Source organism: Pseudomonas sp. Os17 (assembly GCF_001547895.1).
Classification (GTDB): domain Bacteria; phylum Pseudomonadota; class Gammaproteobacteria; order Pseudomonadales; family Pseudomonadaceae; genus Aquipseudomonas.
This window is the reverse complement of the sequence record NZ_AP014627.1, coordinates 4,186,373-4,207,785: the sequence shown is the minus strand read 5'-3', so window position 1 is coordinate 4,207,785 and position 21,413 is coordinate 4,186,373. Positions and strand designations below refer to the sequence as shown.

The 21,413-nt window shown below is 63.7% G+C and carries 21 protein-coding genes; 11 read left to right on the top strand and 10 right to left on the bottom strand.

What is annotated here, in order from left to right; translation table 11 throughout:
* Positions 1–78: 78 nt before the first annotated feature.
* Positions 79–1,284 (bottom strand): non-hydrolyzing UDP-N-acetylglucosamine 2-epimerase, encoded by a 1,206-nt coding sequence (gene wecB, locus POS17_RS18510; protein WP_060839919.1) that lies wholly within the window; start codon positions 1,282–1,284, stop codon positions 79–81.
* Between the two features lie 406 nt (positions 1,285–1,690).
* On the opposite strand from wecB, the gene POS17_RS18505 reads away from it, so the two are divergent.
* From POS17_RS18505 to POS17_RS18495, 3 genes are all read left to right on the top strand, one after another.
* Positions 1,691–2,488: a hypothetical protein gene (locus POS17_RS18505; RefSeq protein ID WP_060839918.1), complete on the top strand. Its 798-nt coding sequence runs from the start codon at positions 1,691–1,693 to the stop codon at positions 2,486–2,488.
* A gap of 51 nt (positions 2,489–2,539) precedes the next feature.
* Entirely contained in the window at positions 2,540–3,007 is a 468-nt protein-coding gene (locus POS17_RS18500; protein ID WP_060839917.1) for a DUF6368 family protein, read from the top strand.
* Positions 3,008–3,078: 71 nt separating this feature from the next.
* The gene (locus POS17_RS18495) at positions 3,079–3,468 is read left to right on the top strand and encodes a hypothetical protein (protein ID WP_060839916.1); all 390 of its coding nucleotides are present in this window, start codon (positions 3,079–3,081) and stop codon (positions 3,466–3,468) included.
* A gap of 18 nt (positions 3,469–3,486) precedes the next feature.
* Here POS17_RS18495 and POS17_RS18490 read toward each other — a convergent pair whose 3' ends face one another.
* Positions 3,487–4,059: a type 1 glutamine amidotransferase family protein gene (locus POS17_RS18490; RefSeq protein WP_060839915.1), complete on the bottom strand. Its 573-nt coding sequence runs from the start codon at positions 4,057–4,059 to the stop codon at positions 3,487–3,489.
* 227 nt (positions 4,060–4,286) lie between these two features.
* Between POS17_RS18490 and POS17_RS18485 the strand changes: the two genes are divergently transcribed.
* The 4 genes from POS17_RS18485 to POS17_RS18470 all read left to right on the top strand — a co-directional run bounded on the left by POS17_RS18485 (position 4,287) and on the right by POS17_RS18470 (position 8,377).
* On the top strand, positions 4,287–5,111 hold the full coding sequence (locus tag POS17_RS18485) for a hypothetical protein (protein WP_060839914.1): 825 nt from the start codon (positions 4,287–4,289) through the stop codon (positions 5,109–5,111).
* Positions 5,112–5,247: 136 nt separating this feature from the next.
* Positions 5,248–6,030 (top strand): hypothetical protein, encoded by a 783-nt coding sequence (locus POS17_RS18480; protein WP_148654982.1) that lies wholly within the window; start codon positions 5,248–5,250, stop codon positions 6,028–6,030.
* Positions 6,031–6,207: 177 nt separating this feature from the next.
* The gene (locus POS17_RS18475) at positions 6,208–7,641 is read left to right on the top strand and encodes an RtcB family protein (RefSeq protein WP_060839912.1); all 1,434 of its coding nucleotides are present in this window, start codon (positions 6,208–6,210) and stop codon (positions 7,639–7,641) included.
* A 190-nt stretch (positions 7,642–7,831) separates the two neighbouring features.
* Positions 7,832–8,377: a hypothetical protein gene (locus POS17_RS18470; RefSeq protein WP_060839911.1), complete on the top strand. Its 546-nt coding sequence runs from the start codon at positions 7,832–7,834 to the stop codon at positions 8,375–8,377.
* Between the two features lie 71 nt (positions 8,378–8,448).
* On the opposite strand, the gene POS17_RS18465 is transcribed toward POS17_RS18470, so the two are convergent.
* From POS17_RS18465 to POS17_RS18455, 3 genes are all read right to left on the bottom strand, one after another.
* Positions 8,449–8,874 carry a type II toxin-antitoxin system HicB family antitoxin gene (locus POS17_RS18465; RefSeq protein ID WP_060839910.1) on the bottom strand — a complete coding sequence of 142 codons (426 nt, stop codon included), beginning with the start codon at positions 8,872–8,874 and terminating at the stop codon, positions 8,449–8,451.
* Between the two features lie 50 nt (positions 8,875–8,924).
* Positions 8,925–9,104, bottom strand: a complete 180-nt coding sequence (locus tag POS17_RS18460; protein WP_060839909.1) for a type II toxin-antitoxin system HicA family toxin — start codon at positions 9,102–9,104, stop codon at positions 8,925–8,927.
* Between the two features lie 89 nt (positions 9,105–9,193).
* Entirely contained in the window at positions 9,194–9,460 is a 267-nt protein-coding gene (locus POS17_RS18455; protein WP_060839908.1) for a hypothetical protein, read from the bottom strand.
* A gap of 432 nt (positions 9,461–9,892) precedes the next feature.
* Between POS17_RS18455 and POS17_RS18450 the strand changes: the two genes are divergently transcribed.
* The 4 genes from POS17_RS18450 (at position 9,893) to POS17_RS18435 (ending at position 13,495) form a co-directional block, all read left to right on the top strand.
* Positions 9,893–10,282, top strand: a complete 390-nt coding sequence (locus POS17_RS18450; RefSeq protein ID WP_060839907.1) for a RidA family protein — start codon at positions 9,893–9,895, stop codon at positions 10,280–10,282.
* 119 nt (positions 10,283–10,401) lie between these two features.
* Entirely contained in the window at positions 10,402–11,166 is a 765-nt protein-coding gene (locus tag POS17_RS18445; RefSeq protein WP_060839906.1) for an IclR family transcriptional regulator, read from the top strand.
* Positions 11,167–11,213: 47 nt separating this feature from the next.
* On the top strand, positions 11,214–12,431 hold the full coding sequence (locus POS17_RS18440) for an amino acid deaminase (RefSeq protein WP_060839905.1): 1,218 nt from the start codon (positions 11,214–11,216) through the stop codon (positions 12,429–12,431).
* A 146-nt stretch (positions 12,432–12,577) separates the two neighbouring features.
* Positions 12,578–13,495: a sugar kinase gene (locus tag POS17_RS18435; RefSeq protein ID WP_060839904.1), complete on the top strand. Its 918-nt coding sequence runs from the start codon at positions 12,578–12,580 to the stop codon at positions 13,493–13,495.
* Between the two features lie 108 nt (positions 13,496–13,603).
* Here the strand turns inward: POS17_RS18435 and POS17_RS18430 are convergent, their stop codons facing one another.
* The 5 genes from POS17_RS18430 to POS17_RS18410 all read right to left on the bottom strand — a co-directional run bounded on the left by POS17_RS18430 (position 13,604) and on the right by POS17_RS18410 (position 21,130).
* Positions 13,604–13,879, bottom strand: coding sequence for a peptidylprolyl isomerase (locus POS17_RS18430; protein WP_011061856.1), 276 nt, complete (start codon positions 13,877–13,879; stop codon positions 13,604–13,606).
* Positions 13,880–13,930: 51 nt separating this feature from the next.
* A complete protein-coding gene (locus POS17_RS18425) occupies positions 13,931–16,471 on the bottom strand; it encodes a PAS domain-containing hybrid sensor histidine kinase/response regulator (RefSeq protein WP_060839903.1) in 2,541 nt (846 codons plus the stop codon).
* Between the two features lie 326 nt (positions 16,472–16,797).
* Positions 16,798–18,753 carry an acetoacetate--CoA ligase gene (locus tag POS17_RS18420; protein ID WP_060839902.1) on the bottom strand — a complete coding sequence of 652 codons (1,956 nt, stop codon included), beginning with the start codon at positions 18,751–18,753 and terminating at the stop codon, positions 16,798–16,800.
* 204 nt (positions 18,754–18,957) lie between these two features.
* Positions 18,958–19,731 (bottom strand): 3-hydroxybutyrate dehydrogenase, encoded by a 774-nt coding sequence (gene hbdH / locus POS17_RS18415; RefSeq protein ID WP_060839901.1) that lies wholly within the window; start codon positions 19,729–19,731, stop codon positions 18,958–18,960.
* Positions 19,732–19,738: 7 nt separating this feature from the next.
* Positions 19,739–21,130, bottom strand: coding sequence for a GntP family permease (locus POS17_RS18410; RefSeq protein WP_016967002.1), 1,392 nt, complete (start codon positions 21,128–21,130; stop codon positions 19,739–19,741).
* Positions 21,131–21,413: the final 283 nt, after the last annotated feature.

Genomic DNA, 21,413 nt, shown 5'->3' with positions numbered 1-21,413 from the left:
GGGCGCGAGCCTTGGCCATGCCCGTGATGGGATGTCGGCGGCGATGTGCTGGCGCCTATCGTCGCCGCTGTCGCGTGGCTAGGCTTCGTTGACCTGCTTGAGCGGGCCGTTCTCTGCCTGTGCAGGCAAGGCGCATGCCCTGTCAGGCCGGGCCCTTGCCTTGAGCCAGTCGTACAGGCGGCGGGCAATGCGTTCGCTGGCGTGGCCGTCGCCATAGGGGCTGAGTACCCGGCTCATGCGGGCATGGAGCTGGGCGTCGTCCAGCAGTTCACAGACATGGTGCACGATGCGCTCACGATCGGTGCCCACCAGCCGCACGGTGCCGCCCTCCAGCACTGACGGCCGTTCGGTGACGTCCCGCAGTACCAGCAACGGCTTGCCGATGGCCGGGGCTTCTTCCTGGACCCCGCCGGAGTCGCTGAGGATCAAGTACGAGCGCGCCATCAGCCAGACAAAATGCTGATAGTCCTGAGGCGCTATCAGGTAGATGTTGGGGGTATCCGAGAGCAGGTCACCGACCACGCTCTGCACCTGAGGGTTGAGGTGTACCGGGTAGACGAACTGCACATCCGGATAGCGCTGGGCCAGGATTGCCAGGGCCTGGCAGATATGGCGGACACCCTGGCCGAAGTTTTCCCGGCGATGGCAGGTGATCAGCACCATGCGCCGGTTGTGTTCCAGCACCGCCAGAGGCGAATCGATGGCGGGGCTCCATTGGCTCTGTTGCTGGTGCTGCCGCATCCACCGCAGCGCATCGATCACCGTGTTGCCGGTGACCTCGATGCTGTCCGCGGGCACGTTTTCCCGCAGCAGGTTGGCTTTGGCTTCGGCGGTCGGAGCGAAGTGCAGGTCGGCAATGACCCCGGTCAGGCGCCGGTTGGCCTCCTCGGGCCAGGGTGTCCTGAGGTCGCCCGTGCGCAGCCCGGCCTCGACATGACCGATGGGCAACTGGCGGTTGAAGGCGGCGAGGGCGGTGATGAAGCTGGTGGTGGTGTCGCCATGGACCAGGACGATATCCGGTTGCAGGCGTTCGAGGGTGGTGTCCAGGTGCTTCAGCAATTGTTGCGACAGGCCATTGAGGGATTGGCCGTGGGTCATCACTTCCAGGTCTTGGTCGACTTGCAGTTCGAAGGCGTCCAGGACCTGCTTGAGCATTTCCCGGTGCTGCCCGGTGGAGCATATATGCAGTTGCAGACCGGGCCAGTGCCGCAGCACCCGGGCCAGCGGCGCCATTTTGATTGCCTCCGGGCGCGTACCAAAAACCATCATGATCTTAAAAGGCATTGACTCACTCCCTGAGCGCACTGCAGCCGGACCAGGCTGTGAATGAAAGCAGTGGGAACCGCTCTTGTCCAACCAGCAAACCGAGAGCGTCGCGGTCAAGCACGAGAGCCAAGCACAAGAGGGCTGCTGGTGCGCGGCTGGCAAAGAAGATGGGGGCAGGTCGGAAAACGACGCGAAAAATGCCCAGTCATCTGGCCTCTGGCACAGCCCCGGGGGTGGTTCCCTGGCGCATACCCCAGGCGTTGGACCAGTTGGGCCCATCAGGTCGATGCCTTGGGGGCATGCTGGCGTTTTCCTGCGCAGAAAATTTTGTGAGCTCCCGCGCCGGCCTTTATGCTCAACGCCCCTGTGACGCTAGAGCCTGTTTCAGGTCCAGGGGCCGAGGCCCTTTTTCATGGAGTGAACCGTGCACGCCCCCTTCACGACTGACCTGACCCGCGCCGTTCTGGCGACGCTGATGCTTGCCGGCCTGCTGGCGCTGGGCGCCTGCAAGACCGCCGCCCCAGAGACGCCGGAGCAACAGCAGCAGCGCCGCTACGAGCGCTTTGTCGACGACTTCCGCTTGGTGCTGGACCAGGGCGTGCGCAACGCCGATCTCGATGGCTGGTCCGGCGGGGTGGCGCTGCGAGCGGTGATCGATCCGCTGAATCGGATGGTGGCCTGCAGCACCGAGGCACTCCCCGAATACCCGTTGCCGCGTTACCCGGATAACCGCCTACTGGCCTCGGCGGTGGAGCGGGTCTGTTGGGACTCGATATTCCCCAGGGCCGAACCGGCGCTGTTCTCAGGCCTGCCCGCAGCCAATCTTGAGGTGGTGTTGCCGGTGGTTGTCACCCGTCCCGGTCGCTTACCCATGGAGCAACAGAAGGTTCGCGAGACGGTGCGCGAGTACAAGGCCCAAGAGCAGTATTTCTGGCAGCACCTGTTCGCCGAAGAAACCCTCGACAGCCTGGGCAGCGCCCGGATCGAGGGCCACGCCAACGCTCAGGGACAGGTGCAGGGTTGTCAGGTGCGACTGTCCGCCATTGCCGCCAGAGCCTCCGACTTCAAGCCGGATCCTGAACGGGTGCAGCGCCTGCAAGAGCGTTGCGCGGCCCTGGATGTGCGGCAGATGCCCGGCTTTTTCGCCTCGGAGACGGTGGGCGATCGATTCCTGGTCGAACTGCAATACAGCCCCTGGAGAGGTGGGCCGAAGCGGCCTTGAGCAAGGTGCGAAATATCGGCTGGTAACAGAGCGGTGGAGGCAAGTGAAGCAATGGCTGGACCAACCATCAGTGTGCTGCTGCGTTTTGAGCCTGATCAGTCAACCGAAGAGCTTGTGCAGGCATATCTAGCCCAGCGCGCGGATCACCTACGTCCAGGTAGCCGCACCTTTTCGGTTGGCGGCTGTGCCTTGTTGTATGCGTTTGGCCCGGACTATCCCGAAGAGCTTGCGCATTACGCCGGGCTGTTGAAACTGCTGGACTGGAACCCCAGAGGCATCCTCAATCTGGCCGCCATGGGCAACGACCTCCCGGATCACCAAAGGCTCGGAGAAGTGGCGTTGGACATGACGCGGCGCTTGGATGGCGTAGTCGCCTTTGGCGGCAGAATCGGCGCGTATACGGCGGATGCGGTTTTTTTGTCACGGCTTGCCGTTCTGGAGCATGAGGGTGAGTCGCTTTTCAGTGCTGGGGATTTCGAGCGCTGGTTGCAGCATGCTGATTTTCGCTTGGTCAAATGACTTGGGGCTGATGGCTGTTGGCTGATGGCTGTGGCTCGATGGGGTTTTCTAATCAATGATGAGGTCGGTCCGTGAGCAAACTAGTCTGCAGAGGCGGTCATATCATTGTCGATCAGACCGATGATTTGCCTTGCAAAGCCGCTTTGCTGCGTGAGCAGCACGAAGAGGTTTTTTTTTCCGATGCCTCGCTACTGGCCAATGAACTGCTGGCCGCCGCAAGTGCCGGTAGTGTCGATGAACTGCTTGAGCGGCACTATGGCAGGGGGGGCTGGCGGCCCAGGCCCACGGAGTTCTTCGGGGACAAGTTCACCAGTCTCTACCTGGCCTCTATTTCGACGGTGTATGAGTGTGAGTGCTGTGGACGCTTGTGGGTCCAGAAGAAAGGCGTCAACAGCTTCGTCTGCTTTACCCCTGAGAGCGGTCGGTATGAGTCGATCTTAAGCTCCCAGACTCCAGAGTAGGCGTGCGGGCACGCCGATTCATTGCGACTCGCGGTGTTCCGCAGCGTGCATCGCGAGGTAGGCGGTCAGGTTGGCGTCGCTGATGCCCAGGGTGCCGAGAATCTGCGCCATGAAACTCACCGGGGCGCTGCCCGGGGCGGTGATCACCCGCTGGTCCGCCACAGCGTGTGGCACATCCTGGTAGTGCGCGGCGCCGGCATAACCCACCGCCAGCAGGTTGTCCGCCGAATTGGAGGTGTGCTTGAGGTTATCCAGCACCCCGGCCCGGGCCAGTTCGCGGGTGCCGTCACAGATGGCGGCGATCACGATCTGGCGTGCCTGGGCGGCGCGCAGCAGGTCGCCGATGTCCGGTGCGTTGGCGCTTTGCCAAATGCTGCCGCCGCACACCATCAGCAGGTCGATCTCATCCAGATGAATGTCTTCCAACGCCAGGTCCGGGGTCACCCGCAGGCCGCCCATGGAGGTCACGACGGCGCCCTTGGGGGACGCGTAGCGGCAGTCGAAACCGTAGAAACCACGAGCGGTGGCGTTGATCAGGGCGGTTTCCCAGTCGGCGAAGTTGTCACTGAGCAGGGTGATGACGCGAGTCATGGAGCTTCCTTCCTTGGGGTGATGAGCGGGTGGGGAGCGCCAGGGTAACCTGATTTTCGGCGGGCGACCGGAGAAGCTTCTACGGCACCGTTGCCAATCGCGAGCCTGGAGCAGCGACGGTCGTGGCGTTGGCTTTCAACGTGGCTGTTGCTTTAGGATCCGGCCTCTTGAGGTCATTGAATGCAGAACAGGACGGTTCGTCAGTGAACCCATCAAAGGAACTGAACATGTACAACTGTCTGAACGGAACTCCGGCGCAGTGCGGGTTCCTGGTCGGCCTGCTGCTGACACTGTCCGGTTGCCAATCGGACTTGCCGGGCACCCCGCTGTCCCAGGACGAGCAGCAACGACAGCTGGAGACGCAGTTCTATGCCAACGCGTTGCAGCAGGTGCTGTACCGCGAGAGCCTCAGGGCCAATGCCGAGCAACTGATGGGCAGCGTGGAGCTGGTCATGCGGTTCAATCGGCAGAATCAGGTCATCGGTTGTGCGGCGCAGAGCAGCCCCTTGCCTGAAGCGCGGGCTTATTCCTACAACCCGAAACTGGGCGAGATGCTCGAGGGTGTCTGCTGGAACACCGTGTTCCCTCTGGCGCCCGCCGCCGCCTTTGAGCCTGATGGCGTGCTGGAGGTCAAAGGGACGTTGATGTTCCCTCGCTTGACCCTGGAAGGCGAGCAATTGAAGGAGTTTGCCTTCGATACCGCTCAATACGCCAAAGGCCATTTCTTCTGGACGCACACCCTGGCCCAGTTGCCGCTGGACAGCGTCGGAGTGGCCAGTTTTGAGGTCAAGGCCGATCCCCGGGGCCGGGTGCAGGAATGCTGGGTGAACCTGCGGGCGGTGCGCTACCGACCCGAGTCATTCAAGCCCGACAATCAATTGCGCAATCGCGTCACCCAACTGTGTGAGCAGTTGGACCTGCGGCAGATGCCGGGTTTTGCAGCCGAGCAGGGCCAGGCGCAGCCGATCCATGCCAGCGTGTTTTACACGCCGTGGAAAGGCGGGCCGAACAAGGCCACGCAGCGTGTGCAGGCAAGCGGCGCCGAACCTTGAGCCTGGCTGGTGCGCATCGGTGATGCAGATTTCACTAAAGCTTCGGCTATTGGTTCGTTCAGTGATTGAGCCGGCCCTTTCCGGGGCGCGGGGCATGGCCCTTGCGCCCGGTCATTGATCAATGAGTCCCCCATTCATGTCATTAGCATTCTTGCGCACCTCGACCCTGGCCTTGCTGACTCCGGCCGTGCTGACCCTGGGCGCCTGCCAGAGCAAGACTCCGGAGCAGAGCGCCGCCCAGGCCCTGGAAACCCAGAAAAGCCTGGAATTCTCTGTCGCCATCAGCGAAGTGCTGAGGCGCAACATGATGGCCGCCAACCATCAGGGCCTGAGTGGCGCGGTGAAGTTGCGGATCAAGCTCAATCGGCAGAACGACGTGCTCGACTGCACGGTACGCCCCGGCAGCGTTGATGTTTCCCAGGTCCTGGCCACCCCAACCCTGCTGCACCTGGCCCGCCAGGTGTGCTGGAACACCCTGTTTCCTGCCGCCGCGCCCGAGGCCTTTGGCGATGGGGACATCATCAATGCGATTGCCAACCTGGAGTTTCCGCGCTTCAGCCAACTGCCCAGCCGTGAGCAGCAGGTGTATCGGCTCAGTTCCAGCCTCTACCAGCAAAGCCGGTTTTTCTGGGAGCAGGCAGTCGCCGGGCCGGGCATCGACAGCATCGGCGTGGCCAGTTTTTACTACACCGCCAATGCCCAGGGGCAGGTCCAGGAATGCCTGGTAAACCTGGAGCGCAGCGCGTTCCGGCCGGAAGCGTTCAAGACCGACGCCGCCCTGCGCCAACGTTTGACCCAGCGTTGCCAGCAGCTGGATCTGCGGCAGATGCCGGGCTTTGTCAGTCAGCCCGATGGCCTGAGCCGCGGTGAGGTGCTGGTGGAATACATGCCGTGGCGCGGCGGCCCGGCGCCGCACTGACGCCACGCCGTCCGGCAGGCACCTCCCCAGGTGCCTGGGCAAATAATTTCCCCCGGGCTATTTACATCCACGCCGTCATTCCCCATTATCCGCGCCGTCTAAGTTTCGCTGCTGACCAGACAATTCCAGCCACCAAAAGGGTGGTTGTTTTGTTGCGTCCAAGAAAAGCAGTTGAAAATGACCAAGACTCCTCTGAAAAGAATTCAGCACAAGCTCGCCCGTTCCGGGGTGGCCATCGAACGCCTGAATTCCAATTCCCTCTCCATCTCTTCGATCAATGACGCCGGGCTCAAGGTGGATCTGTTGCTGCCCGAAAGCTTTGCCATCGAAGAAAAAGCCGTCCTGCAGCTGATGGATTTCGCCAAGGTGGCTCACCCCCATGGCGGCGAAGTGAAGTGCGCCTGCGCCACGCCGGACTTCCACACCGGCAGCCCGATTCCGGTGGGCAGCGTGATTGTCACCAGTCACGACATGGTGGTACCGCAGGCCATCGGCACCGACATCAATTGCGGCATGCGCCTGCACAAGCTGGGGCTGAACTACGAGCAGTTCATGGCGCAGAAAGCCAAGTGGACCGCCCTGGTGCGCGGCGATCTGCTGGAGGGCACGCGCAACATTCCCACCAGCCCAATGGCCATGACCGCGCTGTTTCAGGCCGGGCTCGGGGATTTCTGGGCCCAGGTTCAGCAGCAGGGCCCGATCGGGCTGTTTGCCGGGGCGGACTTCGCCCAGCTGCAACGTGAGCTGTCGGGTTTGCATGAGTCGTCGTTCGCCCGCGGTAGCGCCGACTACGCGCCGGAAGCCTTGCAGGACCGTTCGCGCAAAATCCTCCGCGACCCGGGCCTGGGTTCCCTGGGCGGCGGCAACCACTTTGTCGAGATCCAGGTGGTCACCGAACTGGTGGATCGTCAGGCCTGTTTTGCACAGGGCCTGTCGGTGGGGCAGGTGGTGATGATGATCCACACCGGCTCGCGCGATGTGGGCTTCTATGTCGGGCGGCGCTGGATGGACAAGGCCAAGGCCCTGTGGCCGGCGGGGATCAAGCACCCTGATTCGAAGATCTTCGCCCTGTTTGGCGAGATGGCCGACGAGTACCTGCTGGCCATGCACAGCGCTGCCCACTACGCCGACGCCAACCGCGCGCTGATCGCCGAGATGGTGCGCCAGCGCACCCGGCAAGTGTTTGGTGCGGGCATCGAAGCGCCGCTGATTGTCGATGTGCCGCACAATATCGTGCTGCGCGAAGAAGAGGGCAACGTGCATCGCAAAGGCGCGACACCGGCCTATGCCGGCCAGCCGCTGCTGATTCCGGGGAGCATGGGGCATGACTCCTACCTGCTCACCGGGCTGGGCAACGAGCGCTGGCTGCGTTCGGCCAGCCACGGCGCCGGGCGCTCGATGTCGCGCAGCGAGATTGTGTTCAAGGCCAAGAAGGACAAGGCATTCCTCGGCTTGCAGGGCGTGGAGTGCATCACCACCAAGGAGGAGCGGATGATCGAAGAGGCGCCAGGGGCCTACAAGGAAATCGGCCAGGTGATCCAGTCCCAGGTGGAAGAGGGCACGGTGTCGGTGATGGCGCGGTTTTCACCGATTCTGACCTTCAAGGCGTAAGCGCGCTGGGCGGGTGCGGGCGGGGATGGTTTTCGGGTTTGCCGTGCAACGGTGCGGCCGATACATTGTCGCCCCTCCCGGCCTGTTCGCTCCGAGCGGTGCCGTTGCAGTTGTCTGCGGTCGCAAAAGCCCAGGGTGCGGTAGCCGCTGGGGTGTTTGTCTGTTTGTGATCAACCTTCGGTGCTTAAGCATGAATCAAGATGAAAACCTGAAGCACGATGCGCTAGCGCCATTGACCGCTGCCAGCGAGTTTGTCGTCGACAAGCAGCCCCTTGCCGAACTGCTTGCGGTGCTTGCCCAGTGTGGCGAGGTGGTGTCCTGCTTCTTCAAGCCTGATCCCGCCATCAAGGTGTTGGGTGAGAGGCCGCGACTGGCCGAGTTTCTCGAGCGTTTCAGCGGCCTCGCCAGGTCGACGGCCATCGGACAGGTCGAGCCTGAGTTCGGGCCCTTTTCCATGCTCAATCGATACGAGTTCGAGGGCTCGTTGCTGGCGGCGCTGCTGCGGGGCGGGTGTCATCCGTCCAGCCGTGGAGGGTCCGTGGCCAATGCCCGCCAGGTGGTGTCCGAAGCGCTGGATGCTGTGTTTCCGGCGCCGTTTTCCGAGCTGGTGGTGTATCGGTTCGATAGTCCTGATTGGTGTGAGTTGACCAGGGGGGCGGCTATTTCTTCTGCCTATGTCGCCTGCCAGGGGGCGCGGAATCTGTGGTGGGTGTTGTGCGTGGCTGATGTTGATTGAGGCCCGGTGCGGCTAACCCGGCCTCCTGCCGGGTTGCCCACGGATCAATGCCTGCGTTCGGCCATTTTGGGCTATGCCGCCTCCACTGATACCGCAAGACGTTTACCTAGGGCTGCCAGGGCATTTTCCAGCTGTTCCATTTTGGAGCTGTGTAGAAAGTCCACCAGGCGATCTCCCTGGGCCTGGTGGATTCCGAGCAGTCGGCATAGATCGGCCTTGCGCATGTCCCGCTCCATCATCGTGTTCCACAGCGCTATCTTGGCCACGGTCACCATTGGCAAATGAATGACCTGTTCCCCTGGTAGCGGCGCGGAGGCCGGGGGAATGGCGCGGCGCTGGTCGACGTAAAGGGACAGAGTGGTTTCGAGCGCGTCGATGGCCTGGTTGGTGGCGTGCTCAGGATCATCGCCAAAGCTATTGAGTTCGGGCAGATCGCGGCAGAAGACCGCCAGTCCCGGTGCATGGTCTTGCTCGAAGCGAAGGGCGTAGTCGTACATGGTCACTCCTCGGAGGCGATGTTTCAGCATGCAGAGAATGGATGTGAGTCCTAGAGCCCCAATTGCCTGATGATTGCCTTGCGGGTGGGTTCGGGCATTTCCTTGCTGCCGTGATCCGCGAAGGTGGTCTGGTTGCCGTTTGGGGCCGTAACTTTGAAGTGGCTGCCTTTACCGGCCTCGAAGACCACGCCTTGAGCTTTCAACCATCGTCTGAATTCGCTGAATTTCATCACCTCGCCTCATGGCTTGGATTTCTGCACGGTACAACATTCATATTTTTGCACAACACTTGTGTGTTGTTCTTTGCGAAGCCTGACCATTACTCCCGGGGCAGATCCATTGCCCGTTGCTCAACTGCATCCAACACATCGCAGCCGTCCTGCAACAACAGGGTCGCCACGCTGGAGAAGCGCTTGAGGTCGAGGTGATCGGCGTTGCGGCTGGTCATGTCGGCAAGGCTGTCCAGCATGTCCCGGGCGGCGCGGATGCGCAGGCCGGCGTAGGTCAGCAGGTCGAGCAGCGGCGCTTGTGGGTTGATGAAGGCGACGGGGTGGTCGGTGGTGCAAGTGAAAGGTTGGAGATCCATAGCAGTGACGCTCCATGAAGGAATATTGAGGTGTGCTCATGGAGATTCGGACGGCCAAATCCGGTCGCGGACGGCTGCGACGCAACGGAATGTAGAAGGTGGAGAGCAGCATCACCAGGCATTCGGGCGTGCCTTCAGCAAATACAGAAATGCCTGACATTGGCTGATGGCCGTTTCTGATCTCTCCATTCCTCGTTCCGGAAAGTTTTTCCATTCCCCCTGTTATCTCCTTTGTGCTCCATGGCACACTCTGGCGCCTGTTCCGCTATTTGATATTTTATTCCGTTATAGTGGAATTTATTTGTTCCACGTCTTTGCGTTTCCAGGCCATCGCGGCTTGCTGCGGCAGAGTTTGCGCAGAAGTCCGCGGCGAGTCGGGTGACGCTCGGGCAGGGCGGCCAGATGGTCAACCTTCAACCAGGAGAATCGCTCATGAGCATCACCCGTTACGGCACCGGCAGCACCGCAGGCGGTGGCCAGCCGCGTCCTTTCGCTCGCGCCGTCGAAGCCGATGGCTGGCTGCATGTGTCCGGCCAGGTGCCGGCGCTGGAGGGCGAGATCATTCACGGTGGGATCGTCGAGCAGACGCATCAAACGATGCGCAATCTAGTGGCCATTCTCGAAGAGGCCGGGTACGGCCTGGAGGATGTGGTGCGGGTTGGCGTGTGGCTGGAAGACCCGCGGGATTTCTGGAGTTTCAACAAGGTGTTCGGTGAGTACTTCAAGCCCGAACACGCGCCGGCCCGGGCCTGTGTGCAGGCCAGCATGATGGTGGACTGCAAGGTCGAGATCGATTGTGTGGCGTACAAGAAGAAGGCCTGATGGCCACGGCCTGTAGGAGCTGGCTTGCCAGCGAAGGTGCCCGTGAGGGCGACACAAGGCTTGAGGGCCTCTTCGCTGGCAAGCCGGCTCCTACGGGTCGATAGAGGGAGCGCAGGTAGATGAGCGAAGACAGCATCAAGCGCCGGGCCAAGGGCCTGGATCGGGCGTTCGATATTCTCGATTTCCTCAAGGAGATCGGCCAGCCGCTGCGGCCCAACGATATCGCCAAGGGCATCGGCAGTCCCAAGTCCACGGTCTACGAGCTGGTGGCGTCCTTGCTGGAGCGACGGGTACTGGAGCCGGTGGGCAAGGATGGCCATGTGTACCTGGGCCGCCAGTTGTACTTTCTCGGCCAGGCGCATTTGCGCCATTTCGATCTGAGCCGCGAAGCCGACCAGGCCTTGCAGGAGATCGTCAGCCAGACCGGGGAGACCGCGCAGATGTGCCTGCTCAACGGGCGCAAATACACCGTGGCGCTGATGAAGGAAGGCGAGCGGCATTTTCGCATCTCCTCGGACATCGGCGAGAACGCACCGATCCCCTGGACCGCTTCCGGGCGTTTGCTGCTGGGGCACATGAGCGATGCGCAGATTGCCGAGCTGATCGATGAGCGCGACTTCATCCTCCCCGATGGCCAGCGCCTGCCGCTGGCGACCTTCCTTGAGGAAATCCGTCAGGCCACCGAGGAGGGGTTCTTTTCCTTCGACAGTGTCGCCGACACCTTCACCCATTGTTTTGCCGCGCCGGTGCGCGATGAGCGCGGGGTGTGCATCTGCACCCTGTGCATCGTCGCGCCGAGGGCCGATGCGCAGAGCCATTACCAGGAATACCGCCGGGTGCTGATCGACAGCGCCAACCGCCTGGCCCGGCGTATCAACGATTGATGACAGTGTCGCGGCTGTGCGCAGCCGCCTTGATAAGGAGTGCCAACATGTCTTCCGCTTTGAATCTGCCCCTGGTGGAAAAGGGCGCCGCTGCCCACGCTGCAAGCCTGCTCAGCGACGTCAGCCTGCCCGCCCTGGTGCTGCACCGCGAGGCGCTGGAACACAACATCCGCTGGATGCAGAAGTTCGTCAGCGACAGCGGTGCCGAGCTGGCGCCCCACGGCAAGACCAGCATGATGCCCGCGCTGTTCCAGCGGCAGCTGGACGCCGGTGCCTGGGGCATCACCCTGGCCACCGCGGTGCAGACCCGCGCCGCCTACGCCCATGGCGCGCGTCGGGTATTGATGGCCAACCAACTGGTGGGCGCGCCGAACATGGCGCTGATCGCCGAGCTGCTGGCGGACGCGGATTTCGATTTCTATTGCATGGTCGACCACCCGGACAACGTCGCCGACCTGGGGGCGTTTTTCGCCCAGCGCGGGGTCACCCTCAAGGTGATGATCGAGTACGGCGTGGTCGGCGGGCGTTGCGGCTGCCGCAGTGAGCAGGAGGTGCTGGCCCTGGCCAAGGCGATCCAGGCGCAGCCGGCCCTGGCCCTGTGCGGCATCGAAGGCTACGAAGGGGTGATCCATGGCGATCAGGCCATCAGCGGCATTCGTCAATTTGCCGATTCCCTGGTGCGCCTGGCGGTGGATCTGCAGAGCGACGGGCTGTTCGCCATCGAGCGGCCGATCATCACCGCTTCGGGGTCGGCCTGGTACGACCTGATCGCCGAGTCGTTCGAGACCCACAACGCCAAGGGGCGCTTCCTCAGCGTGTTGCGTCCGGGCAGTTACATCGCCCACGACCACGGTATCTACAAGGAGGCCCAGTGCTGCGTGCTGGATCGACGCAGCGATCTGCACGAGGGCCTGCGCCCGGCCATGGAAGTCTGGGCCCATGTGCAGTCGCTGCCGGAGCCGGGTTTTGCCGTGGTGGCCCTGGGCAAGCGCGATGTGGCCTACGACGCCGGTTTGCCGGTGCCCCTGCGGCGTTATCGTGCCGGGGCCGAAGTGGGCGCCGGGGATGATGTGACGGCGTGCAAGGTCACCGCGGTGATGGACCAGCATGCGTTTCTCACCGTGGCGCCGGGCGTGGAACTGCGCATTGGCGACATTATTGCCTTCGGCACCTCGCACCCGTGCCTGACCTTCGACAAGTGGCGCGTCGGGCTGCTGGTGGATGAGCACCTGCGCGTGATCGAGAACCTGGAAACCTGCTTCTGACGTCTTCGCTGGCGAGCCAGCGCCTGCAGGGTGGGTGCAATACACGATGTTGTAGGAGCCGGCTTGCCGGCGACGCGGCCCTTGGATGGGGCGCAGGTTTTGCGCATGGCTTTCGCTGGCAAGCCAGCTCCTACAGGGAGATGAACATGAATAACAAGAAACGCATCGCGGCCATCGGCGAATGCATGATCGAGCTGCAGCAGCATCACGATGGCAGCCTGCAACAGGGCTTTGGTGGCGATACCTTGAATGCGGCGGTGTATCTGTGCCGCGAGCTCGGGCCGCTGGCCGAGGTGGATTACGTCACCGCCCTGGGCCTGGACAGTTTCAGCGATGCCATGTGCCAGGGCTGGGCCGAGGAAGGGATCGGCCTGGGCAAGGTCCAGCGCCTGCCGGGGCGGTTGCCGGGCCTGTATTGCATCCAGACCGATGCCCGGGGGGAGCGGCGCTTTTTGTATTGGCGCAATGAGGCGGCGGTACGGGACTGTTTCAACACCGCGGCGGCGGGGCCGATCCTGGCGGACCTGTGCGATTACGATGTGCTGTATTTCAGCGGCATCACCCTGGCGGTGCTCGGCGAGGCGGGGCGCAAGAAGCTGATTGACCTGCTGGTGGAAGCACGCATCCGCCGGGCGCAGATCGTGTTTGACAACAACTACCGGCCAAGGCTCTGGGCCTCGGTGGAGCAGGCGCGGACGGCCTATGTGCAAGTGCTGGAGCATGTGGACCTGGCGCTGTTGACCCTGGAGGACGAGCAGGCGCTGTTTGGCCATGACTATGCCCATGGCGTGTTTGCGGCCTACCCGAACATTGCCGAGGTGGTGATCAAGCGCGGGGCGGATTCGTGCCTGGTGCGTTGCGGTGCCGAGCGCTACGAGGTGCCGGCGCTGCCGGTGCAGCGGGTGGTGGACACCACGGCGGCGGGGGATTCGTTCAGCGCGGCTTATCTGGCCTGTCGCTTGCGAGGCGGCAGCCCGGTACAGGCCGCCGAGGCCGGGCACCGGTTGGCGAGCCGGGTGATTCAGCATCACGGGGCATTGATTCCCCGGGAGGCCGGTTTGTAGGAGCCGGCTTGCCGGCGAAGAGGCCTTTGAAGTCGGCGCTGTGCTTGCGGGCGCGTTCGCTGGCCAGCCAGCTCCTACGGCGGGGAGGTACGGGCCGGGGCTGGGGCGTCAGTCGCGGAAGAACACCTGCACCAGGTGATAGCCGAACTTGCTCTTGATCGGGCCATGCACGGTGCGCAGGGGCTTCTTGAAGATCACCTGGTCGATGGCGCCGACCATTTGCCCCGGACGCACTTCCCCCAGGTCGCCGCCGCGCTTGCCGGACGGGCAGGTGGAGTATTTCTTGGCCAGGACGTCGAAGGCTTCGCCCTTGGCGATGCGCTGCTTGAGCTGTTCGGCTTCTTCGGCGGTTTTCACCAGGATGTGGCGGGCTTGGGCTTTCATGGGCGGGTGACCTTGTAGCGGGAAATCGGCGGCCGCGGATTATGCCTGAATTCAGGGCTCGCAACCGATCATCTGACGAATCTTCTGCGCCAGTTCTTCAATGGAAAACGGCTTGGCCAGCAGGTCCATCCCCGGCTCCAGGAAGCCCTGGCGCTCGGCGGCCTTTTCCGCGTAGCCGGTCATGAACAGCACCTTGAGCCCCGGGCGCTGCTGGCGGGCAATCTCCGCCAACTGCCGGCCGTTCATACCCGGCAGGCCGACATCGGTCACCAGCAAATCAATGCGCGTCGGCGACTCCAGCAAGGGCAGGGCGCTACGCGCGTCCTCGGCCTCGAAGGCGCGGTAGCCCAGTTCGTTGAGCACATTGAGCACCAGCATGCGCACCGCCGGGTCATCTTCCACCACCATTACGCTTTCCCCGGCCATGGCCTGGGGCGCTGGCGGGCTGCCTGCCGGTTCCGCTGTTGCCGGGGGCGCGCTGTGCAGGCGCGGCAGGTACAGGCGCACGCAGGTGCCCTGGTCCGGTTCGCTGCTGATGGTCACGTGGCCGCCGGACTGCTGGGCAAAGCCATAGATCATCGACAGGCCCAGCCCGGTGCCCTGGCCGATGGGTTTGGTGGTGAAGAACGGGTCGAAGGCCTTGGCCAGAATGCGCGGGCTCATGCCGGCGCCGTTGTCGCTGACCCCCAGCATCACGTAGTCACCGGCCTTGACCGGTTCCAGGGTGCGGATGTCGCTGCCGTCGAGGTAGCTGTTGGCCGTCTCGATCAGCAGTCGGCCGCCGTGGGGCATGGCGTCGCGGGCGTTGATCACCAGGTTGAGCAGGGCATTCTCCAACTGGCTGGCGTCGGTGTTCACCGGCCAGACATCGTCGGCCAGGTGCATCTGCAGTTGGATGTGCTCGCCCTTGGTGTGGTTGAACAGCTCGTGCAGCGAGCGCACCAGCTGGTTCGGGTCCAGGGGCCGGCGGTCCAGGGACTGGCGACGGGAAAAGGCCAGCAGGCGGTGGGTCAGGGAGGCGGCACGCTTGGCCGAGGACATGGCGGCTTCGGTAAAGCGGCCGATTTCGTCGCCGCGCCCGTTATCGATGTAGCGCTGCATCAGGTCCAGGCTGCCGATGATGCCGGTGAGCATGTTGTTGAAGTCGTGGGCGATGCCGCCGGTGAGCTGGCCCACGGCTTCCATCTTCTGCGCATGGCGCAGGGCGTCTTCGGCGCGCTCGCGCTCGAACATCTCGTTCTGCAGGCGCTGGTTGGCGGTGGCCAGGGCTTCGGTGCGCCGATTGACCCGCTCTTCCAGGGTTTCGTTGAGGTTGCGCAGGGCTTCTTCGGTCTGTTTGCGCTCGGTTTCATCGATCACGAAGATGTAGAAGCCGTTGATCGCGCCGTCGGCGCCGTGGCGCGGCAGGTACTTCATCAGGGCATGGCGCGGACGGCCGTCACGGTGCGGCGAGTTGGCCTCGAAGCTGCACGGCGTACCGGCCAGGGCCGCCTTGATGTTCTCGGCGCGGGTGGCGTAGATCTCGTCTCCCACCACTTCGCGAATGGTCCTGCCGTACAGCTCCTGCGGGGTCAGGCCGTACCAGTCCAGGTAGGCGCTGTTGTTCAGGCGAAAGCGTTCTTCGTGGTCGACATAGCCGATCAGCACCGGCATGGCGTTGATGATCAGTTGCAGCTCGGTCTGGCTCTGGCGCAGGGCCTGCTCCATCTGCTTGCGTTCGGTCAGGTCCAGGGCGGCGCCGAGAAAGCGCGTGGGCCGGCCATGGTGATCCTTGTAGCAGCGGCCTCGGGCGAACACCCAGCGCACCTGGCCGTCGGCCAGTTGCAGGCGGTACTCCTCGGCGTATTCGCTGCCCTGGGTGATGCAGTGCTTGATGCTCCGGGCCACCATGGCCCGGTCTTCCGGGTGCACGCCCTTGAGGTATTCACTGATGGGCAGTTGCCGGGATTGCTGCGGGTCGACGCTGTGCAGCTGGGCAAAGTGGGCGTCGGCAATGAAGCGGTCTTCGCCAATGTCCCAGTCCCAGGTGCCCACCGCGTCGGTGGCCGCCAGGGCCAGTTGCAGGCGCTCTTCGGTTTCGTGCTGGGCCCGCAGGCTGGCCTCGGAGCGCTGCTGCAGCTCCAGGGCGATGCGCCGGCGTTCGTTGGTTTCGATGGCGGTCACCAGGATCCCGGCGACGTCCCCGCGCTCGTTGCGGATCGGGCTGTAGGTCAGGTCCAGCCACAGGTCGTATTCGCTGCCGTTGCTGCGTTGCAGGCTGAAGCGCTGCTCGCTGAAGCTGCGCACCTGGCCGTTGAGCACCGCGCGGTAGACCGGGTCGGTGAAGTCCATCAGCTCCGGCCAGATCAGGTGCGCCGGCTGGCCGAAGGCGTGGGGGTGCTTGTTGCCAGCCAGCAGGGCGAAGCCGTCGTTGTAGATCTGGGTCAGCTCGCCGCCCCACAGCAGCAACATCGGCATCGGTGAATGGATCACGATGTCCACCGCGGTGCGCAGGCTCTGGGGCCATTGGCCGGAGTGACCGAGGGCCGTGGCCGACCAGTCCAGGCGGGCAATCAGGGTGGCGGCTTCGCTGCCGGAATGGGGGGCATTCATGTCGGGTGGGTCCTGGGCGCAGCGGTGTTACGCGGCAACGTCATGGGTCGCGTACTGAAAAAGTCGCATGGACATGCCGTGCATATTCAAACGGATGGAGTCTAGGCGTTTATGACGCCGGCATTTTCACCCGCTTTTGCGGCGGATGACCAGTCTAGAGGGGCTGAACGGTTCCTGTAGCCGCTGCCGCAGGCTGCGAACGCTCTGGGCGGAAGCGCTGCCCTTGAGATCGTCGAAGGTCCTGCGGCCCTTTGCGCAGCCTCGCGGGCTCGGCAGCGGCTACAGTGCTGCGCCGCGAAGGGTGTGTTGGCGGTGGTTGGCCGTCGTCAGTGGCGCAGTTCCTCGCGGTCGCGAAACTGCTCCAGGGCCTCGGGGTTGGCCAGGGCGTCGGTGTTTTTCACCGGCAGGCCATGCACCAGGTTGCGCACCGCCAGTTCGACGATCTTGCCGCTGATGGTGCGGGGGATGTCGGTGACCGCGAGGATCTTCGCCGGGACGTGGCGCGCGGTGGTGTTGTCGCGGATCACCTGGCGGATCCGTTCCCGCAAGGGCTCATCCAGCACCACGCCGTCCTGCAGGCGCACGAACAGCACCACCCGCACGTCGTGCTCCCAGCTCTGGCCGATGGCCAGGCTTTCCAGGACCTGTTCCAGCTTCTCCACCTGGCGGTAGATCTCCGCGGTGCCAATGCGCACGCCACCGGGGTTGAGCACCGCATCGGAGCGGCCGTGAATCAACCAGCCGCCATCGGCCAGCTGTTCGGCGTAGTCGCCCTGGGCCCAGACCCCGGGAAACAGGCTGAAGTACGAGGCCTTGAGCTTGCTCTGGTCCGGGTCGTGCCACAGGCCCACCGGAATGCTCGGAAAGTGCCGGGTGCACACCAGTTCGCCTTTCTCGCCGATCACCGGCCGGCCCTGGTCGTTCCACACTTCGATGGCCATGCCCAGGCCCTTGCCCTGCATCTCGCCGCGGCGTACCGGCTGGATCGGGTTACCGGCGACGAAGCAGGCGACGATGTCGGTGCCGCCGGACATCGAGGCCAGGCACAGGTCGCGCTTGATCTCGCAGTACACGTAGTCGTAGCTCTGCGGCGACAGCGGCGAGCCGGTGCACAGCAGGGTCTTCAGGCTGTCCAGGCGGTGGCTGTGGCGCGGCCGGCTGCCGGCCTTTTCCAGGGCGGCCAGGTACTTGGGGCTGGTGCCGAAGACATTGATGGCTTCGCTATCGATCAGGTCGATCAGGTGTTCATTGGTCGGGTGGAAGGGCGAGCCGTCGTAGAGCACCAGGCTGGCGCCGGTGGCCAGCGCCGAGACCAGCCAGTTCCACATCATCCAGCCGCAAGTGGTGTAGTAGAACAGCCGCTCGCCGGGGCCGAGGTCGGTGTGCAGGCCGTGTTCCTTGAGGTGTTGCAGCAGCACCCCGCCGGTGCCGTGGACGATGCATTTGGGCACCCCGGTGGTGCCGCTGGAATAGAGGATGTACAGCGGATGGGCGAAGGGCACCGGGACGAACTCGGGCTCGCCGCCGGGGCGGTAGAAGTCGTCCCACACGCTGACGCGGGCCTGGGTGCAAAAGTCCTCGGCCCGGGCTTGCGGGCGGGCATGGGGCACGATGAGCAACTGCTCCAGGGACGGCAGGCGCTCGAGGATTTCATTGACCTTGGCGGTCTGGTCGATGTCCTTGCCGGCGTAGCGATAGCCGGCGCAGGTGATCAGTACCTTGGGTTCGATCTGGCCGAAGCGGTCGATCACCCCCTGGGTGCCGAAGTCCGGCGAACAGCTGGACCACACCGCGCCGAGGCTGGTGCTGGCGAGCATTGCCACCAGGGTTTGCCAGGTGTTGGGCATACAGGCGGCGACCCGGTCGCCGAGGCCGACCCCGGCCGCCCGCAGGCTGCGTTGCAGGCCGGCGACCTGGGCCGCCAGTTCGGCGTAGGTCAGTTGTTCGCGCTGGCGGCTTTCGTTGATCGCCACCACCGCTATTGCGTCGTCCCGGCGCTTGAGCAGGTGCTCGGCGAAGTTCAGGGTGGCGCCGGGAAACCACTGCGCGCTGGGCATCTGCGGGCCTTCGCGGAGCACGCATTCGGCGCTCTGGTGGAAGCTGACCTCGAAGAAGTCGACGATGGCCTGCCAGAAGCGTTCGCGCTGGTCGATGCTCCACTGGTGCAGGCTGGGGTAGTCGTGAAGGTTCAGGCCGTGGTGCTGATTAACGAAGCGGCGGAAGGCATCCATCCGCGTCTTGCCGATGCGTTCGGCGCTGGGTTGCCAGAGTAGGTCGGACATGCAAGGCCTCTATTTCTTCTTATGTTCGGTGTGCACTGTCGTTCATTGTGGCGAGGGAGCTTGCTCCCGTTCGGCCGCGTAGCGGTCGCCCACCAGACGACCGCGTTTTGTCGTTGAATCTCGGTTGCCTGGTTTTAGGGCCGCTACGCGACCCGGCGGGAGCAAGCTCCCTCGCCACAGAAAGAGTGGGGGGCAGGGGCGGGGTTATTGCGCCAGCCAGCCGCCGTCGATGTTCCAGGCCGCGCCGCGCACCTGGGCGCCGGCGTCACTGCACAAAAATAGCACCAGCTCGCCCAGTTGCGACGGGGTGACGAACTCCAGGGACGGCTGCTTTTCCGCCAGCAGATCATGCTGGGCCTGTTGCGGATCGGTGCCCGCGGCGACGCGGTCGTCGATCTGCTTCTGCACCAGCGGGGTCAGCACCCAGCCGGGGCAGATGGCGTTGCAGGTGATGTTGCTGGTGGCGGTTTCCAGGCCCACCACCTTGGTCAGGCCGATGACCCCGTGCTTGGCCGCCACATAGGCGGCCTTGCCCACGGAACCGACCTGGCCGTGCACCGAGGCGATGTTGACGATCCGCCCCCAGCCCTTGGCGCGCATTCCCGGCAGCCCCAGGCGGGTGCTGTGGAACACCGAGGACAGGTTGATGGCGATGATCGAATCCCAGCGCTCCACGGGGAATTCCTCCACCGCCGCCACGTGCTGGATGCCGGCGTTGTTCACCAGGATATCGACGCCGCCGAACTCCCGTTCGGCGTAGGCGAACAGCTCGGCGATCTGCGCCGGGTCGCTGACGTCCGCCGGGTGATGGCCGACCTGGCCGCCGAATTGTGCGACCTCGGCGATGGCCTTCGAGGCATCGCCGAAGCCGTTGAGAATCAGCTTGGCCCCGGCCTTGGCCAGGACCCGGGCGATGCCCAGGCCAATGCCGCTGGTGGAACCGGTGACCAGGGCGGTCTTGCCAGAAAGAGTGCTCATGAATACCTCACACGATGCCGGTGGCGTAGAAAGTGGCGATGACGACGAACACCGCCAGGGTCTTGATCAGGGTGATGCAGAAAATGTCCTTGTAGGCTTCGCGGTGGGTCAGGCCGGTGACCGCCAGCAGGGTGATCACCGCGCCGTTGTGCGGCAGGGTGTCCATGCCGCCGCTGGCCATGGACGCCACCCGGTGCAGTACTTCCAGGGGAATGTTGGCGGCATGGGCGGCGCTGATGAAGCTTTCGGACATGGCCGCCAGGGCGATGCTCATGCCCCCCGAGGCCGAGCCGGTGATGCCCGCCAGCAGGGTTACGGTGATGGCTTCGTTGACCAGCGGGTTGGGGATGCTTTTGAGCCAGTCGGCCAGCACCAGAAAGCCTGGCAGGGAGGCGATCACGGCGCCGAAACCGTATTCCGAAGCGGTGTTCATCGCCGCCAGCAGGGCACCGCTGACCGCGCTCTTGCTGCCCTCGGCGAGCTTGCTGCGAATCGCCGAGAAGCCGCACACCAGCACCATCAGGATGCCCACCAGCAAGGCCGCCTGCACCGCCCAGATGGCGGTGAGCTTGGCGATTTCGCTGGTTACCGGGGCGGCCATGCCCGGCAGGCTGAGGCTGTGGGTCTTGCCGTACCACTGGGGAATCCAGTGGGTGAACAGCAGGTTCATGATGCCCACCAGCAGCAGCGGCGACAGCGCCAGCCAGGGGTTGGGCAGCTTCAGGTCCTCGGCGGTTTCCGGTTCGTTGCGCAGTTCGGTGCCGTAGCCTTCACCGGCCTTTTGCGCCTTGTTGCGCTGGCGCTGCAGGAACAGCATGCCGGCGCAGAACACGAAAATGGTGCCGATCACGCCCAGCCAGGGCGCGGCCCAGGCGGTGGTGTTGAAGAAAGTGCTGGGGATGATGTTCTGGATCTGCGGGGTGCCGGGCAGGGCGTCCATGGTGAAGGAGAATGCACCCAGGGCGATGGTCGCCGGGATCAGCCGCTTGGGGATGTTGCTCTGGCGGAACATCTCGGCAGCGAAGGGGTAGACGGCGAACACCACCACGAACAGCGAGACGCCGCCGTAGGTCAGCAAGGCGCAGACCAGCACGATCACCAGCATCGCCTGGCGAGTGCCGAGCAGGCGGATCGCCGCGGCGACGATGGAGCGCGAGAAGCCCGACAGCTCGATCAGCTTGCCGAACACCGCGCCCAGCAGGAACACCGGGAAATACAGTTTGATGAAACCGACCATCTTCTCCATGAACACCCCGGTAAAGGCGGGCGCCACGGCGGACGGATCGGTGAGCAGCACTGCGCCGAGGGCGGCAATGGGGGCAAAGAGGATGACGCTGTAGCCACGGTAGGCCGCCAGCATCAGCAGCGCCAGGGCTGCCAAGGCAATGATCACACTCATGGTGTGTCTCTCCAGGATTGTTATTGTTGTCGGGTGTTGCGTGTGGAGAGCGTTATAGCGAGAACTGTGCCATCTGTTTAAGTTGTTGAAATATATGAGTATTTTTATTTTTCTAGGGGCGGTTCGGAGTTGGTTGTCTCTTTTTTGAGACTTTTTTGGATTGGTCGGCCGCTTCGCTGGCAAGCCTGCTGCTACAGAGATCGTTCGGAGCGCCGTAGGAGCTGGCTTGCCAGCGAAAAGCGCGGAGCATGCCGGTAACTTCTCTAAATAGAGATTGATGTCT

Excerpts from the sequence above, each read along its gene's own strand:
- wecB (WP_060839919.1), bottom strand. The coding sequence starts at position 1,284 with ATGCCTTTTAAGATCATGATGGTTTTTGGTACGCGCCCGGAGGCAATC.
- POS17_RS18440 (WP_060839905.1), top strand. The coding sequence starts at position 11,214 with ATGTCTTCCGCTTTGAATCTGCCCCTGGTGGAAAAGGGCGCCGCTGCC.
- POS17_RS18460 (WP_060839909.1), bottom strand. The coding sequence starts at position 9,104 with ATGAAATTCAGCGAATTCAGACGATGGTTGAAAGCTCAAGGCGTGGTC.
- POS17_RS18420 (WP_060839902.1), bottom strand. The coding sequence starts at position 18,753 with ATGTCCGACCTACTCTGGCAACCCAGCGCCGAACGCATCGGCAAGACG.
- POS17_RS18410 (WP_016967002.1), bottom strand. The coding sequence starts at position 21,130 with ATGAGTGTGATCATTGCCTTGGCAGCCCTGGCGCTGCTGATGCTGGCG.
- POS17_RS18435 (WP_060839904.1), top strand. The coding sequence starts at position 12,578 with ATGAATAACAAGAAACGCATCGCGGCCATCGGCGAATGCATGATCGAG.
- POS17_RS18475 (WP_060839912.1), top strand. The coding sequence starts at position 6,208 with ATGACCAAGACTCCTCTGAAAAGAATTCAGCACAAGCTCGCCCGTTCC.
- hbdH (WP_060839901.1), bottom strand. The coding sequence starts at position 19,731 with ATGAGCACTCTTTCTGGCAAGACCGCCCTGGTCACCGGTTCCACCAGC.
- POS17_RS18490 (WP_060839915.1), bottom strand. The coding sequence starts at position 4,059 with ATGACTCGCGTCATCACCCTGCTCAGTGACAACTTCGCCGACTGGGAA.
- POS17_RS18430 (WP_011061856.1), bottom strand. The coding sequence starts at position 13,879 with ATGAAAGCCCAAGCCCGCCACATCCTGGTGAAAACCGCCGAAGAAGCC.
- POS17_RS18445 (WP_060839906.1), top strand. The coding sequence starts at position 10,402 with ATGAGCGAAGACAGCATCAAGCGCCGGGCCAAGGGCCTGGATCGGGCG.
- POS17_RS18425 (WP_060839903.1), bottom strand. The coding sequence starts at position 16,471 with ATGAATGCCCCCCATTCCGGCAGCGAAGCCGCCACCCTGATTGCCCGC.
- POS17_RS18470 (WP_060839911.1), top strand. The coding sequence starts at position 7,832 with ATGAATCAAGATGAAAACCTGAAGCACGATGCGCTAGCGCCATTGACC.
- POS17_RS18465 (WP_060839910.1), bottom strand. The coding sequence starts at position 8,874 with ATGTACGACTACGCCCTTCGCTTCGAGCAAGACCATGCACCGGGACTG.
- POS17_RS18455 (WP_060839908.1), bottom strand. The coding sequence starts at position 9,460 with ATGGATCTCCAACCTTTCACTTGCACCACCGACCACCCCGTCGCCTTC.
- POS17_RS18480 (WP_148654982.1), top strand. The coding sequence starts at position 5,248 with ATGTCATTAGCATTCTTGCGCACCTCGACCCTGGCCTTGCTGACTCCG.
- POS17_RS18485 (WP_060839914.1), top strand. The coding sequence starts at position 4,287 with ATGTACAACTGTCTGAACGGAACTCCGGCGCAGTGCGGGTTCCTGGTC.
- POS17_RS18500 (WP_060839917.1), top strand. The coding sequence starts at position 2,540 with ATGGCTGGACCAACCATCAGTGTGCTGCTGCGTTTTGAGCCTGATCAG.
- POS17_RS18450 (WP_060839907.1), top strand. The coding sequence starts at position 9,893 with ATGAGCATCACCCGTTACGGCACCGGCAGCACCGCAGGCGGTGGCCAG.